The organism is Paraburkholderia sp. Ac-20347 (assembly GCF_017104805.1).
In the GTDB taxonomy this organism is placed as follows: Bacteria; Pseudomonadota; Gammaproteobacteria; order Burkholderiales; family Burkholderiaceae; genus Paraburkholderia; species Paraburkholderia tropica.
Genome location: NZ_JAAGPN010000003.1, coordinates 64,240 through 89,644 on the forward strand (window position 1 = coordinate 64,240; position 25,405 = coordinate 89,644).

The 25,405-nt window shown below is 63.4% G+C and carries 23 protein-coding genes, 1 pseudogene and 1 riboswitch; of the genes and pseudogenes, 17 read left to right on the forward strand and 7 right to left on the reverse strand.

The window, feature by feature from the left end; translation table 11 throughout:
• Positions 1–129: 129 nt before the first annotated feature.
• Positions 130–1,077 carry a helix-turn-helix domain-containing protein gene (locus G3N97_RS01405; protein WP_205991551.1) on the forward strand — a complete coding sequence of 316 codons (948 nt, stop codon included), beginning with the start codon at positions 130–132 and terminating at the stop codon, positions 1,075–1,077.
• A gap of 31 nt (positions 1,078–1,108) precedes the next feature.
• Here G3N97_RS01405 and G3N97_RS01410 read toward each other — a convergent pair whose 3' ends face one another.
• The 3 genes from G3N97_RS01410 to G3N97_RS01420 all read right to left on the reverse strand — a co-directional run bounded on the left by G3N97_RS01410 (position 1,109) and on the right by G3N97_RS01420 (position 3,398).
• Complete coding sequence (locus tag G3N97_RS01410) at positions 1,109–1,591, reverse strand: nuclear transport factor 2 family protein (protein ID WP_205991552.1); 483 nt, start codon at positions 1,589–1,591, stop codon at positions 1,109–1,111.
• Between the two features lie 64 nt (positions 1,592–1,655).
• Entirely contained in the window at positions 1,656–2,510 is an 855-nt protein-coding gene (locus G3N97_RS01415; RefSeq protein ID WP_205991553.1) for a DJ-1/PfpI family protein, read from the reverse strand.
• Between the two features lie 141 nt (positions 2,511–2,651).
• Positions 2,652–3,398: an SDR family oxidoreductase gene (locus G3N97_RS01420; protein ID WP_205991554.1), complete on the reverse strand. Its 747-nt coding sequence runs from the start codon at positions 3,396–3,398 to the stop codon at positions 2,652–2,654.
• 241 nt (positions 3,399–3,639) lie between these two features.
• Here G3N97_RS01420 and G3N97_RS01425 point away from each other — a divergent pair, with 241 nt between their 5' ends.
• Positions 3,640–4,176 (forward strand): adenylate kinase, encoded by a 537-nt coding sequence (locus G3N97_RS01425; protein WP_205991576.1) that lies wholly within the window; start codon positions 3,640–3,642, stop codon positions 4,174–4,176.
• A 96-nt stretch (positions 4,177–4,272) separates the two neighbouring features.
• Here the strand turns inward: G3N97_RS01425 and G3N97_RS01430 are convergent, their stop codons facing one another.
• On the reverse strand, positions 4,273–5,124 hold the full coding sequence (locus G3N97_RS01430) for a LysR family transcriptional regulator (RefSeq protein ID WP_205991577.1): 852 nt from the start codon (positions 5,122–5,124) through the stop codon (positions 4,273–4,275).
• A gap of 128 nt (positions 5,125–5,252) precedes the next feature.
• Between G3N97_RS01430 and G3N97_RS01435 the strand changes: the two genes are divergently transcribed.
• From G3N97_RS01435 to G3N97_RS01445, 3 genes are all read left to right on the forward strand, one after another.
• Positions 5,253–5,579, forward strand: coding sequence for an EthD family reductase (locus tag G3N97_RS01435; RefSeq protein ID WP_205991555.1), 327 nt, complete (start codon positions 5,253–5,255; stop codon positions 5,577–5,579).
• A gap of 70 nt (positions 5,580–5,649) precedes the next feature.
• Positions 5,650–6,657, forward strand: coding sequence for an alpha/beta fold hydrolase (locus G3N97_RS01440; protein ID WP_205991556.1), 1,008 nt, complete (start codon positions 5,650–5,652; stop codon positions 6,655–6,657).
• A gap of 46 nt (positions 6,658–6,703) precedes the next feature.
• Positions 6,704–7,561 (forward strand): NAD(P)-dependent oxidoreductase, encoded by an 858-nt coding sequence (locus G3N97_RS01445; protein ID WP_205991557.1) that lies wholly within the window; start codon positions 6,704–6,706, stop codon positions 7,559–7,561.
• A gap of 26 nt (positions 7,562–7,587) precedes the next feature.
• On the opposite strand, the gene G3N97_RS01450 is transcribed toward G3N97_RS01445, so the two are convergent.
• Complete coding sequence (locus G3N97_RS01450) at positions 7,588–8,316, reverse strand: sulfite exporter TauE/SafE family protein (protein ID WP_205991558.1); 729 nt, start codon at positions 8,314–8,316, stop codon at positions 7,588–7,590.
• Between the two features lie 205 nt (positions 8,317–8,521).
• Here G3N97_RS01450 and G3N97_RS01455 point away from each other — a divergent pair, with 205 nt between their 5' ends.
• Positions 8,522–9,451: a LysR substrate-binding domain-containing protein gene (locus G3N97_RS01455; protein ID WP_205991559.1), complete on the forward strand. Its 930-nt coding sequence runs from the start codon at positions 8,522–8,524 to the stop codon at positions 9,449–9,451.
• 164 nt (positions 9,452–9,615) lie between these two features.
• Positions 9,616–9,813, forward strand: a riboswitch (cobalamin riboswitch).
• A gap of 89 nt (positions 9,814–9,902) precedes the next feature.
• Complete coding sequence (locus tag G3N97_RS01460) at positions 9,903–10,961, forward strand: HoxN/HupN/NixA family nickel/cobalt transporter (protein ID WP_205991560.1); 1,059 nt, start codon at positions 9,903–9,905, stop codon at positions 10,959–10,961.
• Between the two features lie 76 nt (positions 10,962–11,037).
• Here G3N97_RS01460 and G3N97_RS01465 read toward each other — a convergent pair whose 3' ends face one another.
• Positions 11,038–12,465: an amino acid permease gene (locus G3N97_RS01465; protein WP_205991561.1), complete on the reverse strand. Its 1,428-nt coding sequence runs from the start codon at positions 12,463–12,465 to the stop codon at positions 11,038–11,040.
• 465 nt (positions 12,466–12,930) lie between these two features.
• Here G3N97_RS01465 and G3N97_RS01470 point away from each other — a divergent pair, with 465 nt between their 5' ends.
• From G3N97_RS01470 to G3N97_RS01495, 6 genes are all read left to right on the forward strand, one after another.
• The gene (locus tag G3N97_RS01470; RefSeq protein WP_205991562.1) at positions 12,931–14,250 is read left to right on the forward strand and encodes an FAD-binding oxidoreductase; all 1,320 of its coding nucleotides are present in this window, start codon (positions 12,931–12,933) and stop codon (positions 14,248–14,250) included.
• 164 nt (positions 14,251–14,414) lie between these two features.
• Positions 14,415–15,746 (forward strand): MFS transporter, encoded by a 1,332-nt coding sequence (locus G3N97_RS01475; RefSeq protein WP_205991563.1) that lies wholly within the window; start codon positions 14,415–14,417, stop codon positions 15,744–15,746.
• A 50-nt stretch (positions 15,747–15,796) separates the two neighbouring features.
• Positions 15,797–16,705, forward strand: coding sequence for a dihydrodipicolinate synthase family protein (locus G3N97_RS01480; RefSeq protein ID WP_205991564.1), 909 nt, complete (start codon positions 15,797–15,799; stop codon positions 16,703–16,705).
• Positions 16,705–18,198, forward strand: coding sequence for an aldehyde dehydrogenase (locus G3N97_RS01485; RefSeq protein WP_205991565.1), 1,494 nt, complete (start codon positions 16,705–16,707; stop codon positions 18,196–18,198). Before G3N97_RS01480 ends, G3N97_RS01485 begins: the two co-directional genes overlap by 1 nt.
• A 123-nt stretch (positions 18,199–18,321) precedes the next feature.
• A complete protein-coding gene (gene yddG, locus G3N97_RS01490) occupies positions 18,322–19,275 on the forward strand; it encodes an aromatic amino acid DMT transporter YddG (RefSeq protein ID WP_205991566.1) in 954 nt (317 codons plus the stop codon).
• A gap of 101 nt (positions 19,276–19,376) precedes the next feature.
• The gene (locus tag G3N97_RS01495) at positions 19,377–20,102 is read left to right on the forward strand and encodes a GntR family transcriptional regulator (RefSeq protein WP_205991567.1); all 726 of its coding nucleotides are present in this window, start codon (positions 19,377–19,379) and stop codon (positions 20,100–20,102) included.
• Positions 20,103–20,156: 54 nt separating this feature from the next.
• On the opposite strand, the gene G3N97_RS01500 is transcribed toward G3N97_RS01495, so the two are convergent.
• The gene (locus G3N97_RS01500; protein ID WP_205991568.1) at positions 20,157–21,149 is read right to left on the reverse strand and encodes a helix-turn-helix domain-containing protein; all 993 of its coding nucleotides are present in this window, start codon (positions 21,147–21,149) and stop codon (positions 20,157–20,159) included.
• Positions 21,150–21,394: 245 nt separating this feature from the next.
• On the opposite strand from G3N97_RS01500, the gene G3N97_RS01505 reads away from it, so the two are divergent.
• The 4 genes and pseudogenes from G3N97_RS01505 to glyA form a co-directional block, all read left to right on the forward strand.
• Positions 21,395–22,174 (forward strand): SDR family oxidoreductase, encoded by a 780-nt coding sequence (locus tag G3N97_RS01505; RefSeq protein ID WP_205991569.1) that lies wholly within the window; start codon positions 21,395–21,397, stop codon positions 22,172–22,174.
• Positions 22,175–22,331: 157 nt separating this feature from the next.
• Positions 22,332–23,723, forward strand: coding sequence for a cytosine permease (locus G3N97_RS01510; RefSeq protein ID WP_205991570.1), 1,392 nt, complete (start codon positions 22,332–22,334; stop codon positions 23,721–23,723).
• Positions 23,724–23,749: 26 nt separating this feature from the next.
• Positions 23,750–24,784 (forward strand): GlxA family transcriptional regulator, encoded by a 1,035-nt coding sequence (locus G3N97_RS01515; protein WP_205991571.1) that lies wholly within the window; start codon positions 23,750–23,752, stop codon positions 24,782–24,784.
• Between the two features lie 158 nt (positions 24,785–24,942).
• Positions 24,943–25,405, forward strand: a pseudogene (glyA, locus tag G3N97_RS01520) (serine hydroxymethyltransferase); the annotation flags it as partial.

The window sequence follows — 25,405 nt, forward strand, 5'->3', positions numbered from 1 at the left end:
ATGGCCGCGCGAATGGCAGGGCTCCGTCGCCGGACCAGCCGCGTTATTTCGCTCCGGCAGCCGTCAGGCGCAATTCGAGGGATTTCCGTAAAATACGACTTCTCCTCCTATCCGGCTGACGACTGCACCATGCATCGCATTGGATTCTTTGTTTGCAGCGGCCACGACGCGCTCGACCTCGGCGGCCCGCTATCGGCATTCAATCAGGTGGCCGCCGCCGCGGGCCATACGCCGTACGATCTTCAAGTCATCTCGCAGTCGGGCGGCCCGGTGCGGGGCAATACGGGTCTTGCCATCGAGACGCGCCCTATCGGCAGGCGCAGGTTCGACACCGTCGTTTTCGTCGGCGGCGATATCGAACCGATGCAGACACCGGAAAATATCGCAGCGGCGAAGAAACTGGGCGCAAAGGCATCGCGAGTCGCGAGCGTTTGCACCGGCGCCTTTCTGCTTGCGGAAACCGGCTTGCTCGACGGTTTGAAAGCCACGACGCACTGGCGATATTCCGCGTTGCTGCAATCGCGCTTCCCTCGCACGCGCGTCGAAGGCGACAGCATCTATATCGTGGACGGCCACGTCTGGACATCGGCGGGCATCGCCTCCGGAATCGACCTCGCGCTTGGGCTGATTGAACGCGATATGGGCGCGGACGTCGCGCGCGCGGTTTCCAGGCTGCTAGTCGTGCCGTATCGACGACCGGGCGGGCAATCGCAATTCTCCGCGATGTCGCAGATGGAACCGGAATCGGATCGCATCCGCATCGCCCTGAACTTCGCCCGCGAACATCTGGCGGAAGCGCTGCCGGTGGAACGGCTCGCCGACGCTGCCAATTTAAGTCCGCGCCAATTCGGGCGCGCATTTCGCCGCGAAACCGGAGAAACGCCAGCGAAGGCGGTCGAGCGTTTGCGTGTCGAAGCAGCGAGATTGCGCCTTCAGGATGGCAGCGAGCCGATCGAGCAAATTGCTCTGGCCGTGGGATTCACCGATCCGGAACGGATGCGGAGGGCTTTCATCAAACTGCATGGCCACCCTCCGCAAGCGATCCGGCGCGAGAGCCGAATGAACAGCACTCGCTGATATGACGTCATGCTTTTAAATCGGCAGCCGCTCAATTTCCATTCGAGGACTGCGCGGCATAATCATTCCACATATCGCGCTGCAATTTCCAGGCACCGTTTTCCTTCAGGAAAATGAGGATCTGCTTGCCGCGATAAGTGAGCTTGCCGTCATGGTCGCGGACTTCCGCATCCGAGACCTCCGTCACCGCCCGTTCGTTGCCGTAGAACTCGTAATGACTGAACGATACCGTTCCCGGTTTCTGCCCGGCATACGCTTTCGCGAAGTGCGCGGTAATTGCATCGCCGCCCGTGACCCGGTCACCGCCAGGCGGCAAGAGCGCGCCGTCGTGCGTATAAAGATGGCCTATCGCTTCATAATCTCCGCGTGCGAAGGCATCGGCCCATCGCGCATTCTCGGCTTTAATGGCGACTTCGGTTTGTGGCTGCGGGCCAGCGGCCATCGCCGGCGCGGCAAACGCGCACAAGGTCAAACAGGCTGCAACAGCGGCAGCGTAGCGACGAATCGGTTGCATTGAAGAATGTCCGGTCGAGGTTGGAATCGAAGGATCTGCATTTGCGCGAACGACGCCGCGCATTTCAGCGAACGCCCGGGATACGGGCGAGTCCACGGGACGCACCAGGCATTCTCTTGTCGACCATCGCGAGGATTTCGGGCCGTGCATCTCGCGGATGACCGGAATGGAACGGCGGCGCGGGATCGTATTCGATCACGAGCTGCGTGAATTCGGCGGCTTGTTGACCGCGCAGTTTCGCCGCGACGCGCAGCGCGAAATCGATGCCCGCAGTGACGCCGCCACCGCTCATGAAGCGACCGTTATCGTCCTCCACGAAACGATCCGGCACGGGAATCGCGCCATACTCGGAGAGCTTGTTGACGAACGCCCAATGGCAGGCGCTACGCTTGCCGTTGAGAATGCCGGTCGCGGCGAGCACCAGCGAACCGTTGCACACCGATGTCACGTGTTTCGCGCTTTGCGCCAGACGCCGGATCTGCGCCTGATACTCCGGCCGCATCGGCGCGCTTAAATTGGAGCCGCCGGGAACCAGAATCAGATCGGTCTTTTCGATGTCGGCCAGTCGTTCCGTGTTGCCATACACGACGCCGAATTCGAGCGTCACGTTGCCGCCATCGAGGCTCGCGTAGCGAACGTTCGTATTCGGCAGACGATGAAAAATCTCGCTCGGTCCCGCAAAATCGAGCAAGGTGCCGCCGTCGTAATTCACAATCAGAATGTTGAGCGGGTCATTGGGCGCGAGTTCTGCCTTGCTGTCTACCTGTGCCAAAACCGGCGTGGCGTGGCCGAGCAACGCACCGCCACCGAGCACGGCGCCCAGCGTGGCGATGCTGCCGAACCGGAGAATGTCGCGGCGCGAACGACCTGCGCCGGTCAGCGATTCGCCGCTGGCCTTGTTTTCACTACTGTCGGTCAAGATGATTTCTCCTTGCGCGTCGGCCCCTCCGCGTGCGCAACCAGATTGGGCCGGATTGAAAGCCGCCACGCCGTGAAAGCGTGATGGACATTGAATGAAGGTGTCGATGAGCCGGAAGCGCTTCAATCGCGAAACGCTGGCTTAAAGCTGCGAAGCGCCGCCATCGACAATCAGCTCGGTGCCGATGACATACGCGGATTCGTCGCTGGCGAGATAGAGCGCCGCGTAGGCAATGTCCTCCGTGCGACCCAGGTGGCCTGCGGGAATGGCTTCGGCAAACTCGGCTTTACGGTCGCGAACCCATTCATCGGACATGCCCCACCGGCTGATCAACGGCGTGTCGATCGCACCGGGCGCGATGGCGTTAAAACGGATCTTCCGGTCGAGAAACTCATACGACCAGCTGCGGGCGAGCGATCGCACAGCCGCTTTCGCGGCCGCAGTCAGCGAAATTCCGTGCTGACCGGTCTGCGCGACGAACGACGTGTTCAGGATGACTGATGATCCTTCACGCAATTCCGGCAGCACCGCTTGAAGCGTGAACACGACGCCCTTGACGTTGATGTCCATGATCTCGGTGTAGAGCTTTTCGTCGATATCGTTGAGCGCAGAAGGAAACGCCCAACCGGCGTTGGCAAATACGATATCCAGACCGCCGAACTGCGCGTTCACCTCGGCGGCAATCGCGCGCATATCCTCGATCGACCGCACGTCGCCTTTGAGCACCAGCGCGTGCTCGCCAAGCTCGTCTTTCACGCGATCGAATACGGTCTCGTCGCGACCGGTCACCGCTACGCGCGCGCCCTCTGCAACGAACAGCTTCGCGGTCGCGAGTCCGATGCCGCTGGTGCCGCCCGTAATCAACGCTGACTTGTTTTTAAGCCTCATTTTCCGGTTCCTTTCCTTGCTCCAGTTTGACCATGCCGAATGCACTGAACGCCATCGCGTTCGTGCTCGTTTTCCGGCGTGGTGTCTGCGCAAATTATGGAACCGAGGCGGATTGGCTCAAAGGTCGTATAACCCTCAAAAAACGTCACCCATACTCACGACACTCGTGCGCTATCCTCGTTGGTGAAGAACCGGGGATAATGAGCGTCATTCAATCCGCCATATAGGTGTGCCGTTGCACATGAATCTCGCCAGGACGCTGGTCATCGGCAATTGCGGTTCGGGGAAAAGCTGGCTTTCTGAGCGGCTTGCTGCCTCGCGCAAGAGCGCATGGATCGATCTCGACGACCTTCACTGGGAGCCGGGTGGTTACAACACGGCGCGAAAGCGCGAAGACGTCATCGTCATGGCGCGCGACGCGGCAGATGGAGAGCGCTGGGTCATCGAAGGCATCTACGGCTGGATCGTCACGGAAATCGTGCACGCTGCAACGGCGCTGGTATGGATCGCCGTGGACGAATCCGATTGCGTCGAGAACATTCACCAGCGCGGCATGCGAGGCGGCGCCGATGCGCAGTCGTTCGCGGCGTTGCTGGAATGGGCGCAGTCGTACCGGTCGCGCACCGGCTCCAGTTCGTATGGCGCGCATGAAGCGATCTTCAACGCGTTCGAGGGGCACAAGGTGTGCCTGAAAAGCCGCGAGGCGGTGGCGGCTTTCGCTAACGGTTCTGCGACCGCTTCAAGCGAGCGCCGCACAGCGCCTCGAAACGCGGACTGATACCCGTCCAACGCTACGGGCACATCCGGCACGTACACAAGCACGGCACAGATCGGCGAGTTCATGCGCACGACCCTTCCATCGTCAAACGGGCATTCAATCGGCAAGATGCTGAACCGCGAGATCGACGAACGCGCGTAGACGATGCAGCCGACGAAGATCGCGGTGATAGCCCATCCAGATCTCCCGTTGCGGCGGCTCGTCGCTCAATTCGAGCCGGCGAATCGAACTCAACTGATCGCCGACGGGCCGCGGCAGCACCGCAATGCCCACGCCCTGGCCGCACATCTGCGCCTGAACGTTGCGGTTATTCGACTGCAACACCACGTTCGCGTTGGGGAAGCGTTGCTTTAGCCAGTCGATATCCGGAAAGCTGCCGGTCGACGTATCCATGGCGATCAGGCGCTGCCCCGCGCCATCGCCTTCCACGGGGTCGGCGCTCGTCGCGGCCACGTAGACGCCGTATCGCATCCGCGTCAAGCGTCGCTGCACGATATCGGGCCCGTTGAACGGAACGATGCGAAACGCGACGTCGGCTTCGCGCTGCGCCAGATTGAACAGGCGCGTGCCCGTCAGCACCTCGATTTCCACCAGCGGATAGTCGCGCGAATAGTCCGCCAGCACGGGCGGCAGCACATACGCGCCGAACCAGTCGGCCGACGACACCTTGAGCGTCCCCTCCAGCTTCTGCTGCTCGCCGGTCAGCCGCCGCTCCATCGTCAACGCGCTCTCCTCCATCTGCTCGGCGAGCGGCAGGATGCCCGTGCCCTCGGCGGTCAGCACGAAGCCGTCTGCCGTGCGCTGAAACAGCACCTGCCCCATCGATTCCTCGAGCGCGCGCAACCGCCGCCCGATGGTCGGATGACTGAGATTCAGCGCGCGAGCGGCAGCGCCGAGCGTGCCTGTGCGCGCAATCGCGAGAAATATCCTGACGTCGCTCCACTCCATCGCCATGAACCCACAAAAATGAACGGAAGTTGTTCATTTTATTGGATTGTCGAACATAAATGAATTTGCGAGACTGCGTTCCGTCGCGTGTTGTCACGCCCGAACCATCCGGCACAACGGAGTCCGTCATGTCGCAGATCCCCTCATCCACCGTGTACGTCAGCTATACGGGCACGCCGAACGACCGATTCGACCGGCGTTATTACGTCGAACATCACCTGCCGCTCGTCATGGCGGCCTGGCAACGCTACGGCCTCGAGCATGTCGCGGCTTTCTTTCCCGCGCAGACCGAGGCGCTCGAAGGCGGCGGCACGCTCGTGATCTGCGAATGCCGTTTTCGCGACGAGGCGGATATTGATGCCGCGTTCGGCGCCCCGGAAACGGCGGAGGTCATGGCGGACGTCACGGCCTTTACCGATCTCGCGCCCACACGCGCACGTGTCGTCCCGCTCTGACCAGGCACGCACGTTTTCGCATCCCTCGCGCGCCATCGCGCCACCTCACCTCAACGGCAGGAGTTTGACCTTGGCCTTCTGGAACAACACCGCCGCGCGCACCGTGCGCCGCGGTCATCTGTGGATTCCGGGCAACCGTATCGAACGACACGGCGAGACCTACCAATGCGGTCCGCTGTTCGTCGAATGGGAAGCGCCGGAGCGGGTCACGCGCCCCTGGCCAATCGTGCTGCTGCACGGCGGCGGCTTTCAGGGCACCGAATGGTTCGATACGCCGGATGGCCGGCCCGGCTGGGCGCAGCGCCTCGTCGAAGCCGGTTATGCCGTGCTCGTCGCCGACCGTCCGGGGCAGGGGCGCTCCCCCTTCCACGTCGAGACGATGGGGCCGATGGGGCCGCCGTTCTCCTACGAGCACGGCCGCCATATCTACTTCCCGCACGAATACGAAGGCATGCACACGCAATGGCCGTTCGAGCGCGACGACGAAGCCGCGATGGACGCATTCATCGCCGGCTATGGTCCGCTTCCCGCCGATCTCGCCGTCTCCGAGGACATGGAAGCCGATCGCATCGCGAAGCTGCTGGACCGCATCGGCCCGGCGATTCTGCTGACGCACTCGGCGTCCGGGCCAGTCGGCTGGCTCGTGGCCGATCGCCGTCCCGGTCTCGTGAAAGCGATCGTCGCCGTCGAGCCGATGGGGCCGCCTTTCGCGGAGATCCCCAATATCGGCACATTGACGTGGGGACTCGCCGCAGCGCCGCTGAACTGGGCGCCGAGCGTCGCCTCGCCGGAAGCGCTGCGTGCGGCGGCGCCCGGCGCGCACACGCTGCCTGCGCTCGCCGGTTTGCCGATCGTCGCCGTGACGGCCGAGGCCTCCGCCTTCGCCGCCGCCAGTCATCCCGCCATCGAACAGCTCAAGGCGGCGGGCAGCGCGGCCGAAGTGCTGCATCTTCCCGACCACGGCGTATTCGGCAACGGCCACGGGCTGATCTACGAGAAGAACTCCGACGCGGCGCTCGCGCCGGTGCTGAACTGGCTCATCGAACACACGGAAGGACCGTCGGACGCTGCTGAATGAACCGGGACCGCCCGTCTGCGAAGGCATTCACATGGAGAAGCATCAAATGGATATCGGCATGATTGGCCTCGGTGCGATGGGCACTGAAATCGCCCGCAATCTGGTTGCGGCCGGGCACCGCGTTATCGCGTGGAATCGTTCGGGCGGCCATATCGACGGCGTACGCAGGGTCGAGACGCCCGCACAGGCGTTGCAAGCCGACATGGCCCTGACGATGCTCGCCGACGACGACGCCATCCGTGACGTCCTGCTCGATACGCAGTCGCTGCATGAGGCGCGCGCCGGCCTTGTGCATGTGGTGGCGTCGACCATCTCGGTGGCGTTCGCGCACGAGCTGGTGGCGCTGCATCGCGCAGCCAACGTCGCCTATGTGGCGGCGCCCGTGCTCGGCCGTCCGGACGTCGCCGCGCGGGGCGAACTCAACGTGCTCGCCGCCGGCGCGCCCACTGCGCTGGAGAAAGTCAGGCCGGCGCTGGAAGTCATCGGCAAGCAGATCTGGCACATGGGCGACGCGCCGCCCACGGCCTACGCCGCCAAAATCGCCTGCAACATGATGATCACCATGGCGATCGAAGCCATGGCCGAAGCGGTCGCGCTCACCGAAACGAACGGACTCGCGCGAGAACGCTTCTTCGAGTTGATCCTCGGCACGCTGTTCGACAGCCGGCCTTACCGGACCTATTCGGCCAACATCATTCGCAACGAGTATCGGCCGGGCTTCAAGGCCTCGCTCGGCTTGAAGGACCTTCGCCTCGCCACCGAAGCGGCGGCGCAGGCCGGCCGCTCGCTGCCGATGCTCGCCGCCGTCCATGGGCGGATGGCCGAAGCCGTGCAGGCGGGCATGGGCGATCGGGACTGGTCGGCGATGGCGGCGTTGACCGTCGAGCCACGCGGACGCGGATAACTCAACCCGCGCCACACGTCGTCCCGCTACCGCATCACCGCCGCCCACAACAGCGAACTGCCGGACGCCAGCATCAACCCGTCGACGAGCCATCGGAACGTCGACGGTTTCATTCGGATAACCAGGCTTCTCGCGAAGAACGATCCCGACATCAACGCCGCGCCGACGATCAGCCCTTTGCTCCACACGCTCAGCGGCAGCGCGCCGAACGTCTTGAACGCCACGATCTTGGTCGCGTAAACGGCCAGCGATCCGGCGGCCTCCGTGGCGAGAAACGCCCCGCGTTCGAGTCCATAGGACGTGAACACCGGCACGGTGATCGGCCCCGTCGAGACGACGATGCCCGTGAGAAATCCCACCGGACCGCCGATCAGCGCCAGTTGCCAGAGTTGGATCTTCACCGCGCGACGCGCGAGCCAGCGACGCGTTGGGATCATCGCGATAAAGAACACGCCGAGCGCGACGTCGACGAAATGCGCGGGCAGCGCCAGCAGCGTATGCACGCCGAGCGCCGCGCCCGGCACGGCCGTTGAGCAATACGCGCCGAACGCCTTCCAGTCGATCTCGTTTCGCCAGGCGCACACCCTGCCGAGGTTGCCCATGACGGCGCCGATCGCCATGATCGGCACGGCCTGTTGCGGCCCGAAAAAGAAGACGAGCAGCGGCATGAGCATCATCGACGAACCGGTGCCGATGATGCCGCTGAGCGTTCCCGCCATCACGCCGACGATCAGAACCAGCAGATATCCCGTCATGGCTGACGATCCGTCCGGTATGACGACGTCAACGCTGTTGACACGGAAAACAAGTTGAAGCGCATGCGCCCCTCGATGAATGAAGACTGACAGGAATAGGCGGAAATTCGTGGGCTGGATCGCCACAATTATGACAATCGTAGGTTCGGCGGCAGCATATATCAAATGAGTTAATATCGCCGCAGATGAGAATTAAAGTCACATCATGACGCGAGCCAGAAACACGCCGGGGAGCGGCGAAAAGCTTCCGCCGCTCAATGCGCTTCGCTATTTCGAGGCCGTCGCGCAGCATGGCAGTCTGACCGCGGCGGCGGCGAGCCTGCACGTCACGCACTGGGCGGTCGGCAAGCAGATCCGTCTGCTGGAGGACTGGTTCGGCGTGCCGCTGTTCGAGCGCCGCGCGCGCGGCGTGGTCCTGACCGACGAAGGCGCCGCGCTGCTCGGCGACGTGAGCAGCACGTTCGAGCGGCTCGCCAGCGCCGCCAGCCGCTTGCGCCGCCATGACGTGCCGGTCCGCGTGTCGGGCATCGTGCGCGTGAACGTGCAGCCCAGCTTTGCACTCGGATGGCTACTGCCGCGTCTGGAAGATTTCCACGGCCGCTATCCCGAGATCGATCTGCGGCTCTCCACGACTTCGCGCAAATTGCGCTATATCGGCCAGGCATTCGATATCGGCGTGCGCTCCGGACCGGAACACGGCGACGGCGTCATCACGCGTACGCTGATGGCCGACGTGCGGCTGCCCGCATGCAGCCCGGCGCTTCTGCATCGGCATCCGATTCGCGAAGCGGCGGACCTGCGTCACCACACCTTGCTGCATTCGAGCACCACACGGTCTGCATGGTCGAACTGGCTGCGCGAAGCGGGCGCGGCGGATCTGCAGCCGCATCGCGAGATCGAACTCGACCACACCTATCTGCAGCTTGCGAGCGCGATCGAAGGCCTCGGCGTCGCGCTCGCGTCGCTGCCGCTGATCGCGCGGGACATCGCCGCCGGGCGGCTGGTCTGCCCGATTGCCGCGCCGGCATGGCGCGCGCCCGACTACACGCTGGTGATCAACGCCGAACGCGCGCGCGACGAAGCCGTCGTGGCCTTCGGGCAATGGATGATCGATCTCGCCGGGCGCGAGGCTTGACGTCGCCGGTTCAATCGGCAAGCCGCAAGCAATAAGCAACAGGCCGCCGAAAGAAAGATTGCGCGCCGCTTTCAATGCATGCGCAACGGAAAGGCCGTCGAATGCCTCGCCGTTAAATCAGCGCTTTTTTCCCGCGAGCAATTGACGTCCCGCCTATCCGCCCTTTACGCTTGCGCGCTGATGGTTCCCGGCGACGGGATCAAAAGGGAACGCAGTGACGACGCCTTGCGTCGAGTCTGCGGCTGCCCCCGCAACTGTGAGCGGCGAGTTCGCGCCATATAGCGCCACTGGGAAACCGGGAAGGCCGGCACGCGAATCCTGACCCGCAAGCCAGGAGACCTGCCATCGACCGAGGTCCATGCAGCCGCAACGGGCGGGGTGTCCCAATGCGCAAACCACCGCTTCGCGCGGTGTGCCGTTGCAGGACAGCCCCGACCTCAGGATCTGTCACATGTCCATCGCTCTCGAAACGGCCGCTGCGCCGGGAGCCCTTCGCCGCCGCGTCGCCGGCATTTACGCCGTGCTCGCGGTATTCAATATCGGCGCATGGATCTGGGCGTTCATCGCTTTTCACGCGCATCCGCTGCTGCTCGGCACCGGCCTGCTCGCCTATGGTTTCGGCTTGCGTCACGCCGTCGACGCCGACCATATCGCCGCCATCGACAACGTCACCCGCAAGCTGATGCAGGACGGTCAGCGCCCGGTTTCCGTGGGCTTCTTTTTCGCGCTCGGTCACTCGGCCGTCGTGCTGCTCGTGGCGATTGCCGTCGCGGCGACAGCGGCCGCGCTCGAAAGCCGCTTCGAGGCGTGGAAAGATATCGGCGGCGTCATTTCGACGAGCGTCTCCGCGCTGTTTCTGTTTCTGATCGCCGCGATGAACATCGTCATTCTGCGCGGCGTGTGGCGCGCGTTCGGCAAGGTCCGGCGCGGCGAACGCTACGACCACGACGATCTCGATCTGCTGCTGAACAGCCGCGGTCTGCTTTCGCGCCTGTTCCGCCCGCTGTTTCGCCTCGTGTCGCGACCGCTGTGGATGCTGCCGCTCGGCTTTCTGTTCGGACTCGGCTTCGACACCGCGACCGAAGTAAGCCTGCTGGGCATTTCCGCGAGCCAGGCGGCGCAAGGCGTGTCGATGGGCGTGGTGCTCGTGTTTCCGGTGCTGTTCGCGGCGGGCATGTCGCTCGTCGATACGACCGACGGCATCCTGATGCTCGGCGCCTACGACTGGGCTTTCGTGCGCCCCATCCGCAAGCTCTATTACAACCTCACGATCACGCTCGTTTCCGTCGCGGTCGCGGTGCTCATCGGCGGGATTGAAACGCTCGGTCTGCTCGCCGATCAATTCGACCTCAAGGGCGGCTTCTGGAATGTGATCGGCAGCCTCAACGACAACTTCAACAACCTCGGCTTCATCATCATCGGCGTGTTTATTTTTGCGTGGGTGGTGTCGTTCCTCATCTATCGCCTGAAACGCTACGACGAACTGCCGGCGCTGCAATCCGATCGTTGAACGCGCAATCACGCGACATCGCAAGACACGTTCGGCGACCTCGCCCGCGCACGCAAACGGGCGAGGACGTCGTGAATCAAGCGCGCCGCTGACGCAGATAACCCACCGCCGCGAGCGCCACGCAACATCCCAGCGTGGCGATCACTTCGCCGCGATGATCCTCGCTGAGCACCATCACCACGAAGGCGCCGCAGATCAGCGCAACGACCAGCACGCCGAGAAACGGGTGCAGCCACATCCGCACCTTCAACGGCCCGGCGGACACGAGTTGCTGACGCAGACGCAACTGGCTCACAGCAATCACGAGATACACCAGCAGCGCGATCGCGCCGGTCGTCGACAGCAAGGCGTCGAAGACGTATTTCGGCGCGAGATAATTCGCACCGCACGCCACGAACGCCACGAGACTCGACGCCATCACGGCGCGCGCCGGCACGCCGCTCGCGGTCGTGCGCGTGACGAAGCGCGGCGCCTGCTCGCGGCGGCCGAGCGAATACATCATGCGCGAAGCCGTATACAGCGCCGAGTTCAGACAGCTGCCGACCGCGACCATAATAAGGCCATCGGTAATCAGTCGTGCGTAGGGAATATGGAAGCTGCGCAGCACGGCCTGATACGCGCCGAGACCCGTCAGATCGGCGTCGTTCCACGGCACCGTGCAGATGATGACGAGCACCGAGCCGATATAGAACAGCGAAATCCGCCAGACCACCGAGGTAATCGCGCGGCCAATTTCTCGCGCGGGATTTTCCGATTCCGCCGCGGCGATCGTGACCACTTCGGTGCCGAGGAACGTGAACATCGTCGTCAGCAAGGCACCGACGATCGGCGCCATGCCGCGCGGCATGAATCCGCCGTGACCGGTCAGCGTGTGCCACGGCGTGAGGTGGACGGACGGCATCAGCCCCGAGATCGCCGCAATCCCGCAGCCGATAAACAGCAGAATGCCGGCCACCTTGATGATCGCGAACCAGAACTCCAGTTCGCCGTAATTCTTGACGCTCGCGAGGTTCGCGACCGTGAGCGCCGCTGTCACCAGCACCGAGATCTGCCAGACCGGCACGTCGGGCACCCAGCCGTTGAGAATGTGCGCGGCGGCCGTCGCTTCGAGCGGCACCACCAGCACCCAGAACCACCAGTACATCCAGCCGATCGTGAAGCCGGCCCATGAGCCGATCGCCTTGTCGGCATAGGTGGAGAACGAGCCGGAATCGGGTATCGCGCAGGCCATCTCGCCGAGCATGCGCATCACCGTCACGACCAGCAGGCTGCCGAACACATAGGCGAGCACGGCGGCGGGCCCGGCTTCCGCAATCGCGTGGCCCGAACCGACGAACAGCCCCGCGCCGATGCTGCCGCCGATCGACAGCATCACCACGTGCCGCTGCTTGAGCCCGTCGGAAAGCCGATGCGAGCCAGGACTCGCGCCAGCGCTACGGCCCGGTTCCGCGTAACCAGCTGGCGCGGCATCGATCAAACCGGCTTGCCTTTCAATCTGTCGCATCTGTCTTCCTCCGTGTTTTTGTCGGGGACATCGTCGGCCAATCGCCTTTGATCGCCTTCATCATCCCGAGCCAATAACGCCGGATATAGAACCGTTCCGACCGTCCCTATAACGGTCGCGACAGCGCGTTCCCGCCTGCGGCTTGCGCTCGCCGCCTTGCCTGGCCTGCCTTGCCCTCCTCTTCCGCCGTCTGAGCCAAGGGAAAACCCTCGGCCGATTCCGGCGTCGCCCGCCCCGTCTTCGATGCGCAATCGCAGAGCGTAAACCCTTATTCTGGTTCAGTCTTATTCAAACCTATACTCCGTCTACAATTTGTATACAGCAATGTTGGACGACAGAATACCGAGTCCAACCGACGGTCTGGAAGACGCCGTCGCGCTGTACGGCCCCGAGGGGCAGCGCATGCATCCGGTGCGCGATCACCCGAAGGTGCAGTGGGTTTCAAAAGCGATATTGGAATTAGCAATGCAAACCGTTACCTCGCTCCCCGCGGACGACAAGATGTGTGGCTGGTATCACACGAGTCGCGCGCGCACTCCCAGGCCGGGCCACAAGGGAGAATCGACGGCTCGCTGGGCGATCATCGGCGCCGGTTTCACCGGTCTGGCCGCCGCCCGGCAGCTCGCCCTGAATTTCCCCGACGACGAAATCGTGCTGATCGACGCCCAGGAGGTCGGTTTCGGCACCTCGGGGCGCAATGCCGGTTTCGCGATCGACCTGCCGCACGACATCGGCGCGGACGATTACATCGGCGACATCGACACCGCCCGCACCACGCTCAAGCTCAACCTGCTCGGCCAGACCATCCTGCGCGAACTGGTGGACGAGCACGGCATCGACTGCCATATGACCGCGTCCGGCAAATACCAGGCGGCCGTGGAAGAACGCGGCGTGGCCGTGCTCGACGCGTATCGCCGAGGACTCGACAAACTGGGCCAGCCGTATCAGGTGATCGACGGCGCGGCGCTGCCCGAACATATCGGCACGTCGTTCTATCGCAAGGCGCTGTTCACGCCGGGCACGGTGCTCGTGCAGCCTTCGGGTCTCGTCAAGGGTCTCGCCGATTGCCTGCCGCCCAACGTCACGCTCTACGAAGGCACCGCGATCACCGACGTCGATTACGGCGAGAAGATCGTGCTCGCGCATCGCAACGGCCGCATCGTGGCCGACAAGCTGGTGCTCGCGAACAACGCGTTCGGCATGCGCTTCGGCTTCCTCGCGCGCACGATGCTGCCGGTGTTTCTCTACGCGAGCCTCACGCGGCCGCTGACCGCCGCGGAGCAGGCCGAACTCGGCGGCAAGCCGGTCTGGGGCGTGATTCCCGCCGACCCGTTCGGCAGCACGCTGCGCCGCACGCACGACAACCGCATCCTCGTGCGCAACAGCTTCTCGTTCAATCCCGACGGCCGTCCTAAAGAGCCCTATCTCGACCGCTTCGCGCAACGTCATCGCCTGTCGTTCGAACGGCGTTTCCCGATGTTGCCGCAGGTCGATTTCGAGTACACCTGGAGTGGTTCGCTCGCGCTTTCGCAGAATCACAAAGGCTTTTTCGGGCAACTCGCGCCGAACGTCTACGGCGCGCTGTGCTGCAACGGACTCGGCATCACACGCGGCACGGTCACGGGCACGCTGCTCGCCGACTGGCTCGCGGGCAAGCCCAATGAACTGACGAATTTCCTGCTCGATACGTCCGGCCCCAACAAGGCGCCGCCCGAGCCGTTCCTCTCGGTGGGCGTGAACGCAACGCTCTGGTGGGGCCAGCGCAAGGCAGGACTCGAAGCCTGATTGGCTGCCTGATTTGCACCCTGATTCGCATATCGACCGCGAAGCAACGCGATAAACGGCACATCAGCACATAGACCGATCGCACCTTATACGAAGCACAGGACGCGGAAAACATGATTCGTATAACGAATCATTGCGTCCCATTTCATGGAAGGAGACTGGCAATGTCGAACAATCATGTGTCCATCGAGGACGTCCCGCTCAATGGATTCCATCAGTTGCTGACCATCCGTTCGAGCGGCGGCTGGCTCATGGATGGTTACGTCCTGAGCATCATCGGCGTGGCGATGGTGCAGTTTTCCTCGGCGCTCGGTCTGACCAGTTTCTGGGAAGGCATGGTGGCCGCTTCGGCGCTGATCGGCATCTTCGTGGGCGGTTTCGCGGGCGGCTGGCTGTCCGACCGGCTCGGCCGCCAGAAGCCCTATTTTTTCGGGCCCGTTATCTTCTTCGTGTGCTCGCTCGCGCAGTTTTGGGTGCAATCCGGCGAAGCGCTGTTCTTCCTGCGCTTCCTGATCGGCATCGGCGTGGGGATCGAGTATCCGGTGGCCGGTTCGCTGCTGGTCGAGTTCATGCCGCGCAAATATCGCGGCCCGCGCCTCGCGATGCTGACGATCATCTGGTTCCTCGGCGCGGCGCTCGCGTATATCGTCGGCAACCTGATTCTCAGCAGCGGCGCGCACGATGCGTGGCGCTGGGTGCTCGCGAGTCCCGCCGTGATCGGCATCGCGCTGTTCGTCGTGCGCATCGGCACGCCCGAGTCGCCGCGCTGGCTGCTCAGCAAGGGACGCAAGGCCGAAGCCGAAGCGATCATCAAGAAGGTCTACGGCCCCGACTTCTCGCTGAACAATCTGCCTGAAGAAAAAGCCGAAAAGAAGATCTCGCTCTGGTCGCTGCTGCACTCCGGCTACGGCAAGCGCATGTTGTTCGTCACGCTGTTCTGGAGCTGCTCGGTGATTCCTGTGTTCGCGGTCTATTCGTTCGCGCCGCGCGTGCTCGAAGCGCTCAATCTGACCGGCCGCTGGGAATCGCTCGGCTCGGTCGCCATCACGCTGCTGTTCGTGGTCGGTTGCATCATCGCCACGCGCGTCATCAATGTGCTGGGCCGCCGCGCGATGGTGATCCACAGTTTCCTGTGGTCGGCGCTGGCGCTGCTCGCGCTCGGCGCGTGCTCGAGCGGCTCGGCCATTCTGATTCTCGTGTTGTTCGGCGCGTATGCGGTGCTGATCGGCGGCGCACAGGTGCTGCAACTCGTCTACCCCAACGAAATTTTCCCGACCGATATCCGCGCCTTCGCAGTGGGCATGGGCGCTTCGCTCTCGCGCATCGGCGCGGCGATCGGCACCTGGCTCGTGCCGATCGCGCTGAACAGCATCGGCATCGGCAACACCATGTATGCGGCCGCGGCCGTGTCCTTCGTCGGTCTTGCTGCCTCGCTTGCGCTCGCGCCTGAAACGCGTTCGTTGAGCCTGCAGGAAGCCGCTTCGCTCAATCACTGAACCCGTCGATCCGACGCTCCCTCATTTCAATCTTCACGGAAAAAGTCATCATGAAATTCGAAGGCATCTACACCCCGGCCATCACGCCCCTCGACGCCGCCGGACAGATCGACAACAAAGCCTTTGGCGAAGTGCTCGAATCGCTGATCGCGGCGGGCGTGCACGGCATCATCATCGGCGGTTCGACGGGCGAGTACTACGCGCACACCGCGCAGGAACGCTTCGATCTGGGCAAGCTCGCGAAGGAAGTGATCGGCTCGCGCACCGCGCTGATCATCGGCACAGGCGCCGTGCGCACGGAAGATTCGGTCGAATACGCGAAGGCCGCGAAGGCGATCAAGGCCGATGCGATCCTGGTCGGCTCGCCGCCCTACGCGCTGCCGACCGAGCAGGAAAACGCCGAACACGCGCTCACGATCGACCGCGCCGCCGATCTGCCGATCATGCTGTACAACTACCCCGGTCGCATGAGCGTTTCGATGGGCCGCGAATTCTTCGACATCGTCACGAAGGCGTCGAAGAACTTCGTCGCGATCAAGGAAAGCTCGGGCCAGACGGGTCAACTGCACATGCTGGCGCGCGAGTTCCCGGCTCTGTCCGTGTCGTGCGGCTGGGACGATCAGGCGCTGGAATTCTTCGCATGGGGCGCGCGCAGCTGGGTCTGCGCCGGTTCGAACTTCCTGCCCGCCGAGCACATCGCGCTGTACCAGGCGTGCGCCGTGGAAAACGATTTCAACAAGGGCCGCCGCATCATGTCCGCGATGCTGCCGCTGATGGACTTCCTCGAAGAAGGCAAGTTCGTGCAGTCGATCAAGCACGGCTGCGAGATCATCGGCTTGCGCAGCGGCGGCGTGCGCGCGCCGCTCAAGGGTCTCAACGACGACGAGAAGCAGCGCCTGCACACCATCGTCACGGCGCTCAAGCGCGAAGTGGCGGCCGTGACCGGAGGCCAGGGCTGATGGCCGATCTGCTCTCCGCTCAGGAATACGCCGCGCTGGCCGCGCGGCTGACCTTGCCGACCGAGGCGTTCATCGACGGCGCGTTCCAGCCTTCGGTGTCGGGCGCGACGTTCGCCACCACGAACCCGGCCACGAACGAGGTGCTCGCGCACATCGCCGCCTGCAACGCCGCCGACGTCGATCGCGCCGTGGCCTGCGCCCGCGCGGCGTATCGCGACGGCCGCTGGCGCAACCTGCCGCCCTCGCAGCGCAAGTCGATTCTGCTGAAGTTCGCCGATCTGCTCGAAGCGAACGCACACGAACTCGCGACGATGGAAAGCCTCGACAGCGGCAAGCCCATCCGCGAGTGCCAGAACACCGACGTGCCGGAAACCATCCATACGATTCGCTGGCACGCCGAGCTGATCGACAAGGTCTACGATTCCACCGCGCCGGTCGGATCGGGCGCGCTCTCGCTGGTCGTGCGCGAGCCGATCGGCGTGGTCGGTCTCGTGTTGCCGTGGAATTTCCCGTTGCTGATGCTCGCGTGGAAGATCGGTCCGTCGCTGGCCGCCGGTTGCTCGATCGTCGTGAAGCCCGCGAAGGAAACCACGCTCACGGCGCTGCGCGTGGCCGAACTCGCGCACGAAGCGGGCGTGCCGGCGGGCGTTTTCAACGTGCTGCCGGGCGGCGGCCAGGAAGTGGGCGAGCCGCTGGGCCTGCACATGGACGTCGACATGGTCAGCTTCACCGGCTCCACCGCCACGGGCCGGCGCTTCCTGCACTATGCGGCCGAATCCAATCTGAAGCGGATTGTGTTAGAGTGCGGCGGCAAAAATCCGGCCGTGGTGCTCAAGGACGCCGACGATCTCGACACCGTTGCGCAACACGTCGTCAACGGCGCGTTCTGGAACATGGGCGAAAACTGCTCGGCGTCCTCGCGCCTGATCGTGCATGCCGACATCAAGGACGCGCTGCTCGAACGCATCGGCGTGCAGATGCGAGAATGGAAGATGGGCGATCCGCTCGATCCCGAACACCGCATCGGCGCGATGGTCAGCCAGTCTCACTTCGAGAAGGTCCGCTCGTATCTCGTGCAGGCACAGACGGAGCAACTGCGCGTGGCCTTCGGCGGCGACACGGAGCGCGGCATTTTCGTCGAGCCGACCGTGGTCGACGGCGTGAGTTCGACGAGCCGTCTGTTCCAGGAAGAGATCTTCGGACCGGTGCTCGCCGTCACGACGTTCACGGACATCGACGAAGCCATCGCCCTCGCAAACGATTCGGTCTATGGTCTGGCCGCATCGGTCTACACCAGCAACCTGAAACATGCGATCCGCCTGTCGCGCGAAATCCGCGCGGGCGTCGTGACCGTCAACTGCTTCGGCGAAGGCGATATCACGACGCCGTTCGGCGGCTACAAGGAATCGGGTTTCGGCGGCCGGGACAAGTCCATCTGGGCGCACGATCAATACACCGAGATCAAGACGATCTGGATCGATACGCCCGCGTGAATGCACACACCCGCCTGACGCACGACCGGTCAGGTGCATTCGGCGTGCTCGCCGTGGCCGGTTTTGCGCTGCCGGCCATGGCGAGCGCGTGGGGAACATGAATTATCAAGGCAGGTTCGAGGTATGAAAAAGGATACGGCCACGCTGATCGGGCTCGTTGCAATCATGTTGTGGGCGTCGATCGTCGCCCTGCTTCGCGGAGTCAGCGAAAGTCTGGGCGCGACCGGCGGCGCCGCCATGATGTACACGCTGGCCTCCGTCTTTCTCGTGTTGACCGTCGGCTTCCCCAATCTCAGGCAATTTCCGCGAAATTATCTGATCTGGGGAAGTCTGCTATTCGTCGCCTACGAACTGTGCCTTTCGCTCTCGATCGGCTATGCCGATAACGGCCGGCAGGCGATCGAAGTCGGCATGGTCAACTATCTGTGGCCGACCTTCACGCTGGTCTCGGCCATCGTCTTCAACAAGCAGAAGGCCAATCTGCTCGTCGTGCCCGGCTTCGTGCTCTCGATGCTCGGCATCGGCTGGGTGCTGGGCGGCGATCGGGGCATCGACCTCGCGGGCATGCTCGGCAACGTCAAGGACAACCCGCTGAGCTATGGCCTCGCGTTCAGCGGCGCGCTGATCTGGGCCGCGTACTGCACGGTGACGGCGCGCATCGCGAACGGCAAGAACGGCGTGACGCCGTTCTTCATGCTCGTCTCGGTGGTGCTGTGGCTCAAATACGGGCTCGAAGGCGGCGGCGCGATGCACATCGACACGCACGCGCTGATCTATCTGTTTCTGGCCGCGGCCGCGATGGGCTTCGGCTACGCGGCCTGGAACATCGGCATTCTGCACGGCAACGCTACCGTGCTCGCGGGCGCGTCGTATTTCATTCCGGTGATTTCGGCCGCGCTGGCCGCCACGCTGCTGCACGCGCCGCTCTCCGACGCGTTCTGGCACGGCGCCTTGATGGTCTGCGCGGGATCGATTCTGTGCTGGATCGCCACGCGCCCTCGCCGACCCAAAGCCGCGCGCAAAGCAGCCGGAAGCGACGCTGAAGCGGCATCGAAGCGAATTGGGGAGCGAGTTTGACCGACGGCCGGGCCAGCGTCGAGCAAGCCGCGCCCGAGGCGTCATATGGAGATTTTCTGTCCGTCGCTTTATAGTACACAAAAGGTAGACAGAGAATCCCCATGAAATCGAGCCCCGACGAGTTCCAGATCGACAGCAACGCCCCCATCGACCGCAAGGCGGTTTTAGCCGAAACCCTGCGCCGCCGCATCGTCAGCATGGAACTGAAGCCGGGCGCCGTGGTGGACGAACTGGCGCTGTGCGAGGAATTCGGGCTCTCGCGCCCGCCCGTGCGCGAACTGATGCGCCAGATGGCCGCCGAGGGCTATATCGAGCTGGAAGCCAATCGCGCGGCGCGGGTGTCGTCGATGAACTATCACTCGCTGCGCAGCTTTTTCCTGGCCGCGCCGCTGATTTACGTCGCGACGACACAACTCGCTGCGGCCAACGCCACCGCCGCCGACATCGCGAAACTGCGCGCCATCCAGAAGCATTTCCGCCAGGCCATCGACGCGCACGACGTGGAAAACCGGGTGCTCTACAACGACCAGTTCCACCTCGAAATCGGTACGATGGCGCAGAACGACTATCTGATGCCGAGCCTGCGCCGCCTGCTGATCGATCACGCGCGTCTGGGCAAGACCTTTTATCGCTATCCCGCCACCGAAAACATGCAGCACGAGATGCATCAGGCAGCGGATCAACACGATGAAATCATCGCCGCGATCGAGCGTCGCGATACCGAACGCGCGGGCGAACTCGTGAGAGCGCATTGGGAATTGTCGCGCCGTCACATGACGGACTATGCGATTCCAGAAGGTCTGGATGTGCCGCTGAGTTTTGCCTGATTCAATTGCGCCTGAATTAAAGCTGATTCAAGCGTGATTCAAACCTCGCGACATTCAAACGCAAACGCGCCGGCAACGGCGCACCGTCTCCGAAGGCAGTTCGCCGAACATGGTGCGATAGTCCTGCGCGAAACTGCCGAGATGCAGAAAGCCCCATTTCGTCGCGGCCGCCGTCACCGAATCGCCGCTGCGCAATGCGCGGCGCACGTGATTGAGCCGAACCGCGCGCAGATACGCCACGGGATTCAGATCAAGCACATGCTGAAACGCGTACTGAATCGTTCTGCGGCTCACGCCTAGCTGTCCGCACAATTCCGCAATCGACAGCGGACAGGTTTCGGCCACCTCCAGACAACGCTGCGTGGCCGCGACCAGCGCCGCATGGCTCGCATGCGGCGCAACGCTGCGCGTTTGATCGCGTGCGCCGTTTTCCAGCACCTCCGACAACAGCGACAACACCGCGCCCTGCAACGCCATCGCACGCTCGCGCTCCGTCTGCGTCACGGTGATCGACAGCGCGTGGCGCAGCACGTCGCGAAAACGCTGCGCCGTGGCTTCGCTCATCGGCACGACGGGCGCCATATCGGTGTCGGCAAGCGAGCCCGCGAATGCGCGCAACGCGTCGCTGTCGATTCCATCGACATCAATCTCGACGTTCGCGAGCACATGATGATCGGGCGAAAAAAATTCGAATTCCTCCACGCTCGAAAACACGTGCAGGCTGTCTCGCCCGCTGGCGTGTCCGCACATGCGTGCGTGGCCGTCGAGTTCGAGCGGCACCGCAATCGCAATCCTTCCGGCGGGCACCGAGCCGCGCTGAAGAATGACCTTGTCGAGATGTTCGACCAGCACACGCACACCGCCTATCGACGCAATGGACGACGAGCCGCTGAACGCGCCGCGCGAAATCTGCGTGTAATCGAGATCCCATCCGCTGAAAATGCGGGCCTGTTCATCCTCGTCCGTGAAGGCGCAAAACGCGACCGAACGCGACGCCTGGACGGCGCGCTCGGGCAGCTCTGCGAGAAGACGGGAATCGGTGCGCATACGCATCAGGCTCGGAAATCAGCGATTCATGGATTCACTCATTCACTATCCGGTCCATTCTAGCGAAATCCCCCGCGCGTCAAAATACCCTGAAAAACCCGGGGAAAACCCGCAATTGCCGAAATCCGATAGCCACGCGTTCAGCCGAAATCTAATCTGCGATGCGCACGCCGCGCCGCTTTCGAGCGGTCGCGCCGACTGGCCCTTGGCGCGCTCATGCGCCATGCAACACAGGATAACGAATCATGAACGCTCGACTCGACGGCCGGCTCGCCGGCAAGGTCGCCATCATCAGTGGCGGTGCGGGAGGATGCGGCGCGGCCGCTTCGATGCTGTTCGCGCGACAAGGTGCGCGCGTCGCGATCATCGACCGTGACGGCGACGCCGCCGAAACGCTCGCCTCGATACTGCGCGACGAAGGATTGAGCGCCGCCGGTTTTGGCGCCGACGTCGCGCGCAAACAGGACGTCGCGCGAGCCGTCGCCGCCGCGCGCGAAACCTTCGGGCCCGCCGACGTGCTGTTCAATCACGCGGGCACGCTGATCGTCAAACCGTTCCTCGATATCGAAGAAGACGAATGGGACTGGCTCATGGCCGTCAACGTCAAAAGCATGTATCTGATGACGCAGGCGGTCCTGCCGCAGATGCTGGAAAAATCGGCGGGCACGATCATTTGCACGTCGTCGATTTCCGCCGTGTGCGCGACGCCCGGCGAAGTGCTGTACGACACCACCAAGGGCGCCTGCCATATGTTCGCGCGCGCGATCGCGATCGAATACCGCGAACGCGGCATCCGCTGCAACGCCATCGCGCCGGGTTTCATTCGCACGCCGCACGGAATTCGCGAAATCGATCAATTGCGCGCGATGGGCGTCGACGTGTCGGAAAACTCGATCGCGCAGCAACAGGGCCGACTCTGCGAACCGTCCGAAGTGGCCGCCGCCGCGCTCTTTCTTGCGTCTGACGAATCGAGTTTCGTGAACGGCGCACATCTCTTCGTGGACAACGGTTTTTCCGCGCTCTGATTGCGCGCCGCGCGCGCCGCGCCTCGCGTTCCGTATCGACCCTGGGTTGCCGATATCCGATAGTGGCCAAAAAAAGCCTCTCCTAGAGTGGGCGCATCACACCGTCACGCGCGCCATGCACGCACGCGTGACGGTCAACCCGGAGGGAGACCCCGTCATGGATGTCGAAAATCGCAGCATCGAATTTATTCCGCATGGCGAGCGTTATGGCACGCCCAAGCGGCTGTTTACGATCTGGTTCAGCGCCAATATGCAGGTGACCGCGCTGGTGGTCGGCACGCTGGGCATCGTCGCGGGCATGAGTCTCGCGTGGACGCTCGTCGCGCTCGTCGTGGGCAATGTGATCGGCACGATTTTCATGGCGGCGCATTCCGCGCAAGGGCCGCATCTGGGCATTCCGCAGATGATCCAGAGCCGTGCGCAATTCGGCGTGTATGGCGCGGCATTGCCGCTCGTAATTGTCACGCTCGCCTATGTGCTGTTCGTCGCCGCCGACGGCGTGGTCATGCGCGAATCGATCAAATCGATTTACCCGATGTCCGACAATGCCGCGATCATCGTATTCGGCGCGCTGACGTTCGTGATCAGCTATATCGGCTATGAACTGATTCACCGCTTTGGCGCGACCATGACGGTGCTGTCGATTCTCGTCTTCGCGGCCACCGCGCTGATTCTGCTTTTCTCGCCGCACGTGCACGTCACGCTGCAAACCGCGAAACACGGCTTTTCCGTGGGCGCTTTCAATCTCGTGGTCGCGCAAGCGGCTTCGTGGACGCTCGGTTTCGGCCCTTACGTCGCGGACTATTCGCGCTATCTGCCGGACAGCGTGCGTACTCGCGATACGTTCTGGTACACCTATCTGGGCGGCCTGCTCGGCTCGCTCGCCGTGATGGTGCTGGGCGCGGTGCTCGCCACCGTGTCGACTTCCGTGGTCGACGATCCCGGCACGGCCATCGCCGCGTTGTTCGGCGGCTGGGCGCGTCCGGCGCTCATTGTGATCGTGCTCGGCGTACTCGTTTTCAACGTGCTGAGCCTGTATAGCGCGTATATGTCGTCGGTGACGATTTTCAGCGGCTTTCGCAGCATGACGCGCATTCGCCGCTCCACCAAATTCGTCGTGCTGTTTCTGCTCTTCGCCGTTTCGACGTGGATCGCAATCGCCACGCAATATCACTTCTCCGACTATTTCGCCGATATTCTCAACGCGCAGATTTACGTGCTGGTGCCCTGGAGTTCGATCAATCTCGTCGATTACTACCTCGTGCGCCGCGGCGCATACAGCGTGAAAGACATGTACGACGCGCGCGGCCAGTACGGCACATTCAACTACAAGACCATCGCCATCTATTGCGCCGGTTTCGCCAGCACGCTGCCGTTCATGGACCTCTCGTTCTATCACAGCTACTTCGCCAAACTCATCGGCGCGGATGTGAGCTGGATTCCGAGCCTGCTCGTGCCCGGCGTGCTCTATTACGTCACGTTCGGACTGCGTACCCGCACGGCCCGCAACGTCGTCGCCGTCGAACACGACGCGATGCAGCCGCACTGAATCGCGGCGTTTAACCCCGGTTTTCCATGTCTCACCCGATCGCCCCTCTCCATTCCGAAACGCGTCAGCCGATTCGATTCGGCATTGTCCTGCTGCCGAATTTCACGCTGACCGCGTTCTCGGGATTCGTCGATCTGCTGCGCCTCGCGAGCGACGACGGCGATATGAGCCGCCCCGTGCGCTGCTCGTGGACCATCGTCGCCGAATCGCTCGCGCCCATTCGCGCCAGTTGCGGCATTCAGGTCACGCCGTGGACGACCTTCGAAGAAGCCGGCACGTTCGATTACCTGCTGGTGGTGGGCGGTCTGCTGCATTCCGGGCCGTCGGCCAGCGAGGCGACGCATCGCTTCATTCGCGCCGCCGCCGCAAGCGGCGCCACGCTGGTCGGCATCTGCACGGGCGCATTCGCACTCGCCCGCGCGGGCGTGATGGACGGCTACCGGATCTGCGTGAGCTGGTTTCACTATTGGGATTTCGTCGAGCGCTTTCCCGCGATTCCCGAGTCGAACCTGATCGCCGACCGTCTGTTCGTGATCGATCGCGCGCGCATCACCTGTTCGGGCGGGCGCGCGTCGATCGACGTGGCCGCCGCGATTCTTTTACGGCATCTCGACGCGGCGATCGTGCAGAAAGCCCAGCGCATCCTGATCGTCGACGATGCGCAGCGCGGCAACGCGCCCCAACCCTATCCGCCGGGTCTCGATCCCGCTTCGCATCCGAAGGTGCGCCGCGCGATTCTCATCATGGAACAGCACATCGCGAATCCGCTCTCGCTGACCGAACTGGCGCGGCGCGTCGATACCTCCGTGCGCCAGCTCGAACGGCTGTTCGTTGCCGAGACCGGCAAATCGCCCAACGTCTACGGCCGCCAGATGCGCGTGCGCATGGCCGCATGGATGCTGACCGGCTCCGACCGCACGGTCGCCGATATCGCCATGTCGTGCGGATTCTCGGACGCCTCGCATCTCGGACGCGAATTTCGCAAGGAATTCGACGCGTCGCCGGGCGCTTATCGCACCACGCGCCCGCTTGCGCTCGACAGCGCGCTGTGCGAAGCCTGAAACCCATCCCTGCGCCTTGTCGCAATCGTTCTATCGCGCCCGGCGCGCTTGTTCTTAAATAGCTCCACGGCCTGGGGCAATCAACTCCACGCTGGAACCTGAGAGCCATTACACCGCCCGATATCGCGGCCGCCTCGTCAAACCGAAACTGGAAAACCATGTTCAAACGCGCCGTTTCCATCGCCAACGTCGATCCCGAACTCTTCGCCGCGATCGAACTCGAGAACCGCCGCCAGGAAGAGCACATCGAGCTCATCGCGTCGGAAAACTACACCTCGCCCGCCGTCATGGCCGCGCAGGGTTCGCAGCTCACCAACAAGTACGCCGAAGGCTATCCCGGTAAGCGTTATTACGGCGGCTGCGAAAACGTCGATATCGTCGAGCAGCTCGCGATCGACCGCGTCAAGGCGCTGTTCGGCGCCGAAGCCGCGAACGTCCAGCCGAACTCCGGCTCGCAGGCCAACCAGGGCGTGTTCTTCGCCGTCCTGAAGCCGGGCGACACCATCATGGGCATGAGCCTCGCCGAAGGCGGCCACCTCACGCACGGCATGGCGCTCAACATGAGCGGCAAGTGGTTCAACGTCGTGAGCTACGGCCTCGACGCCAACGAAGACATCGACT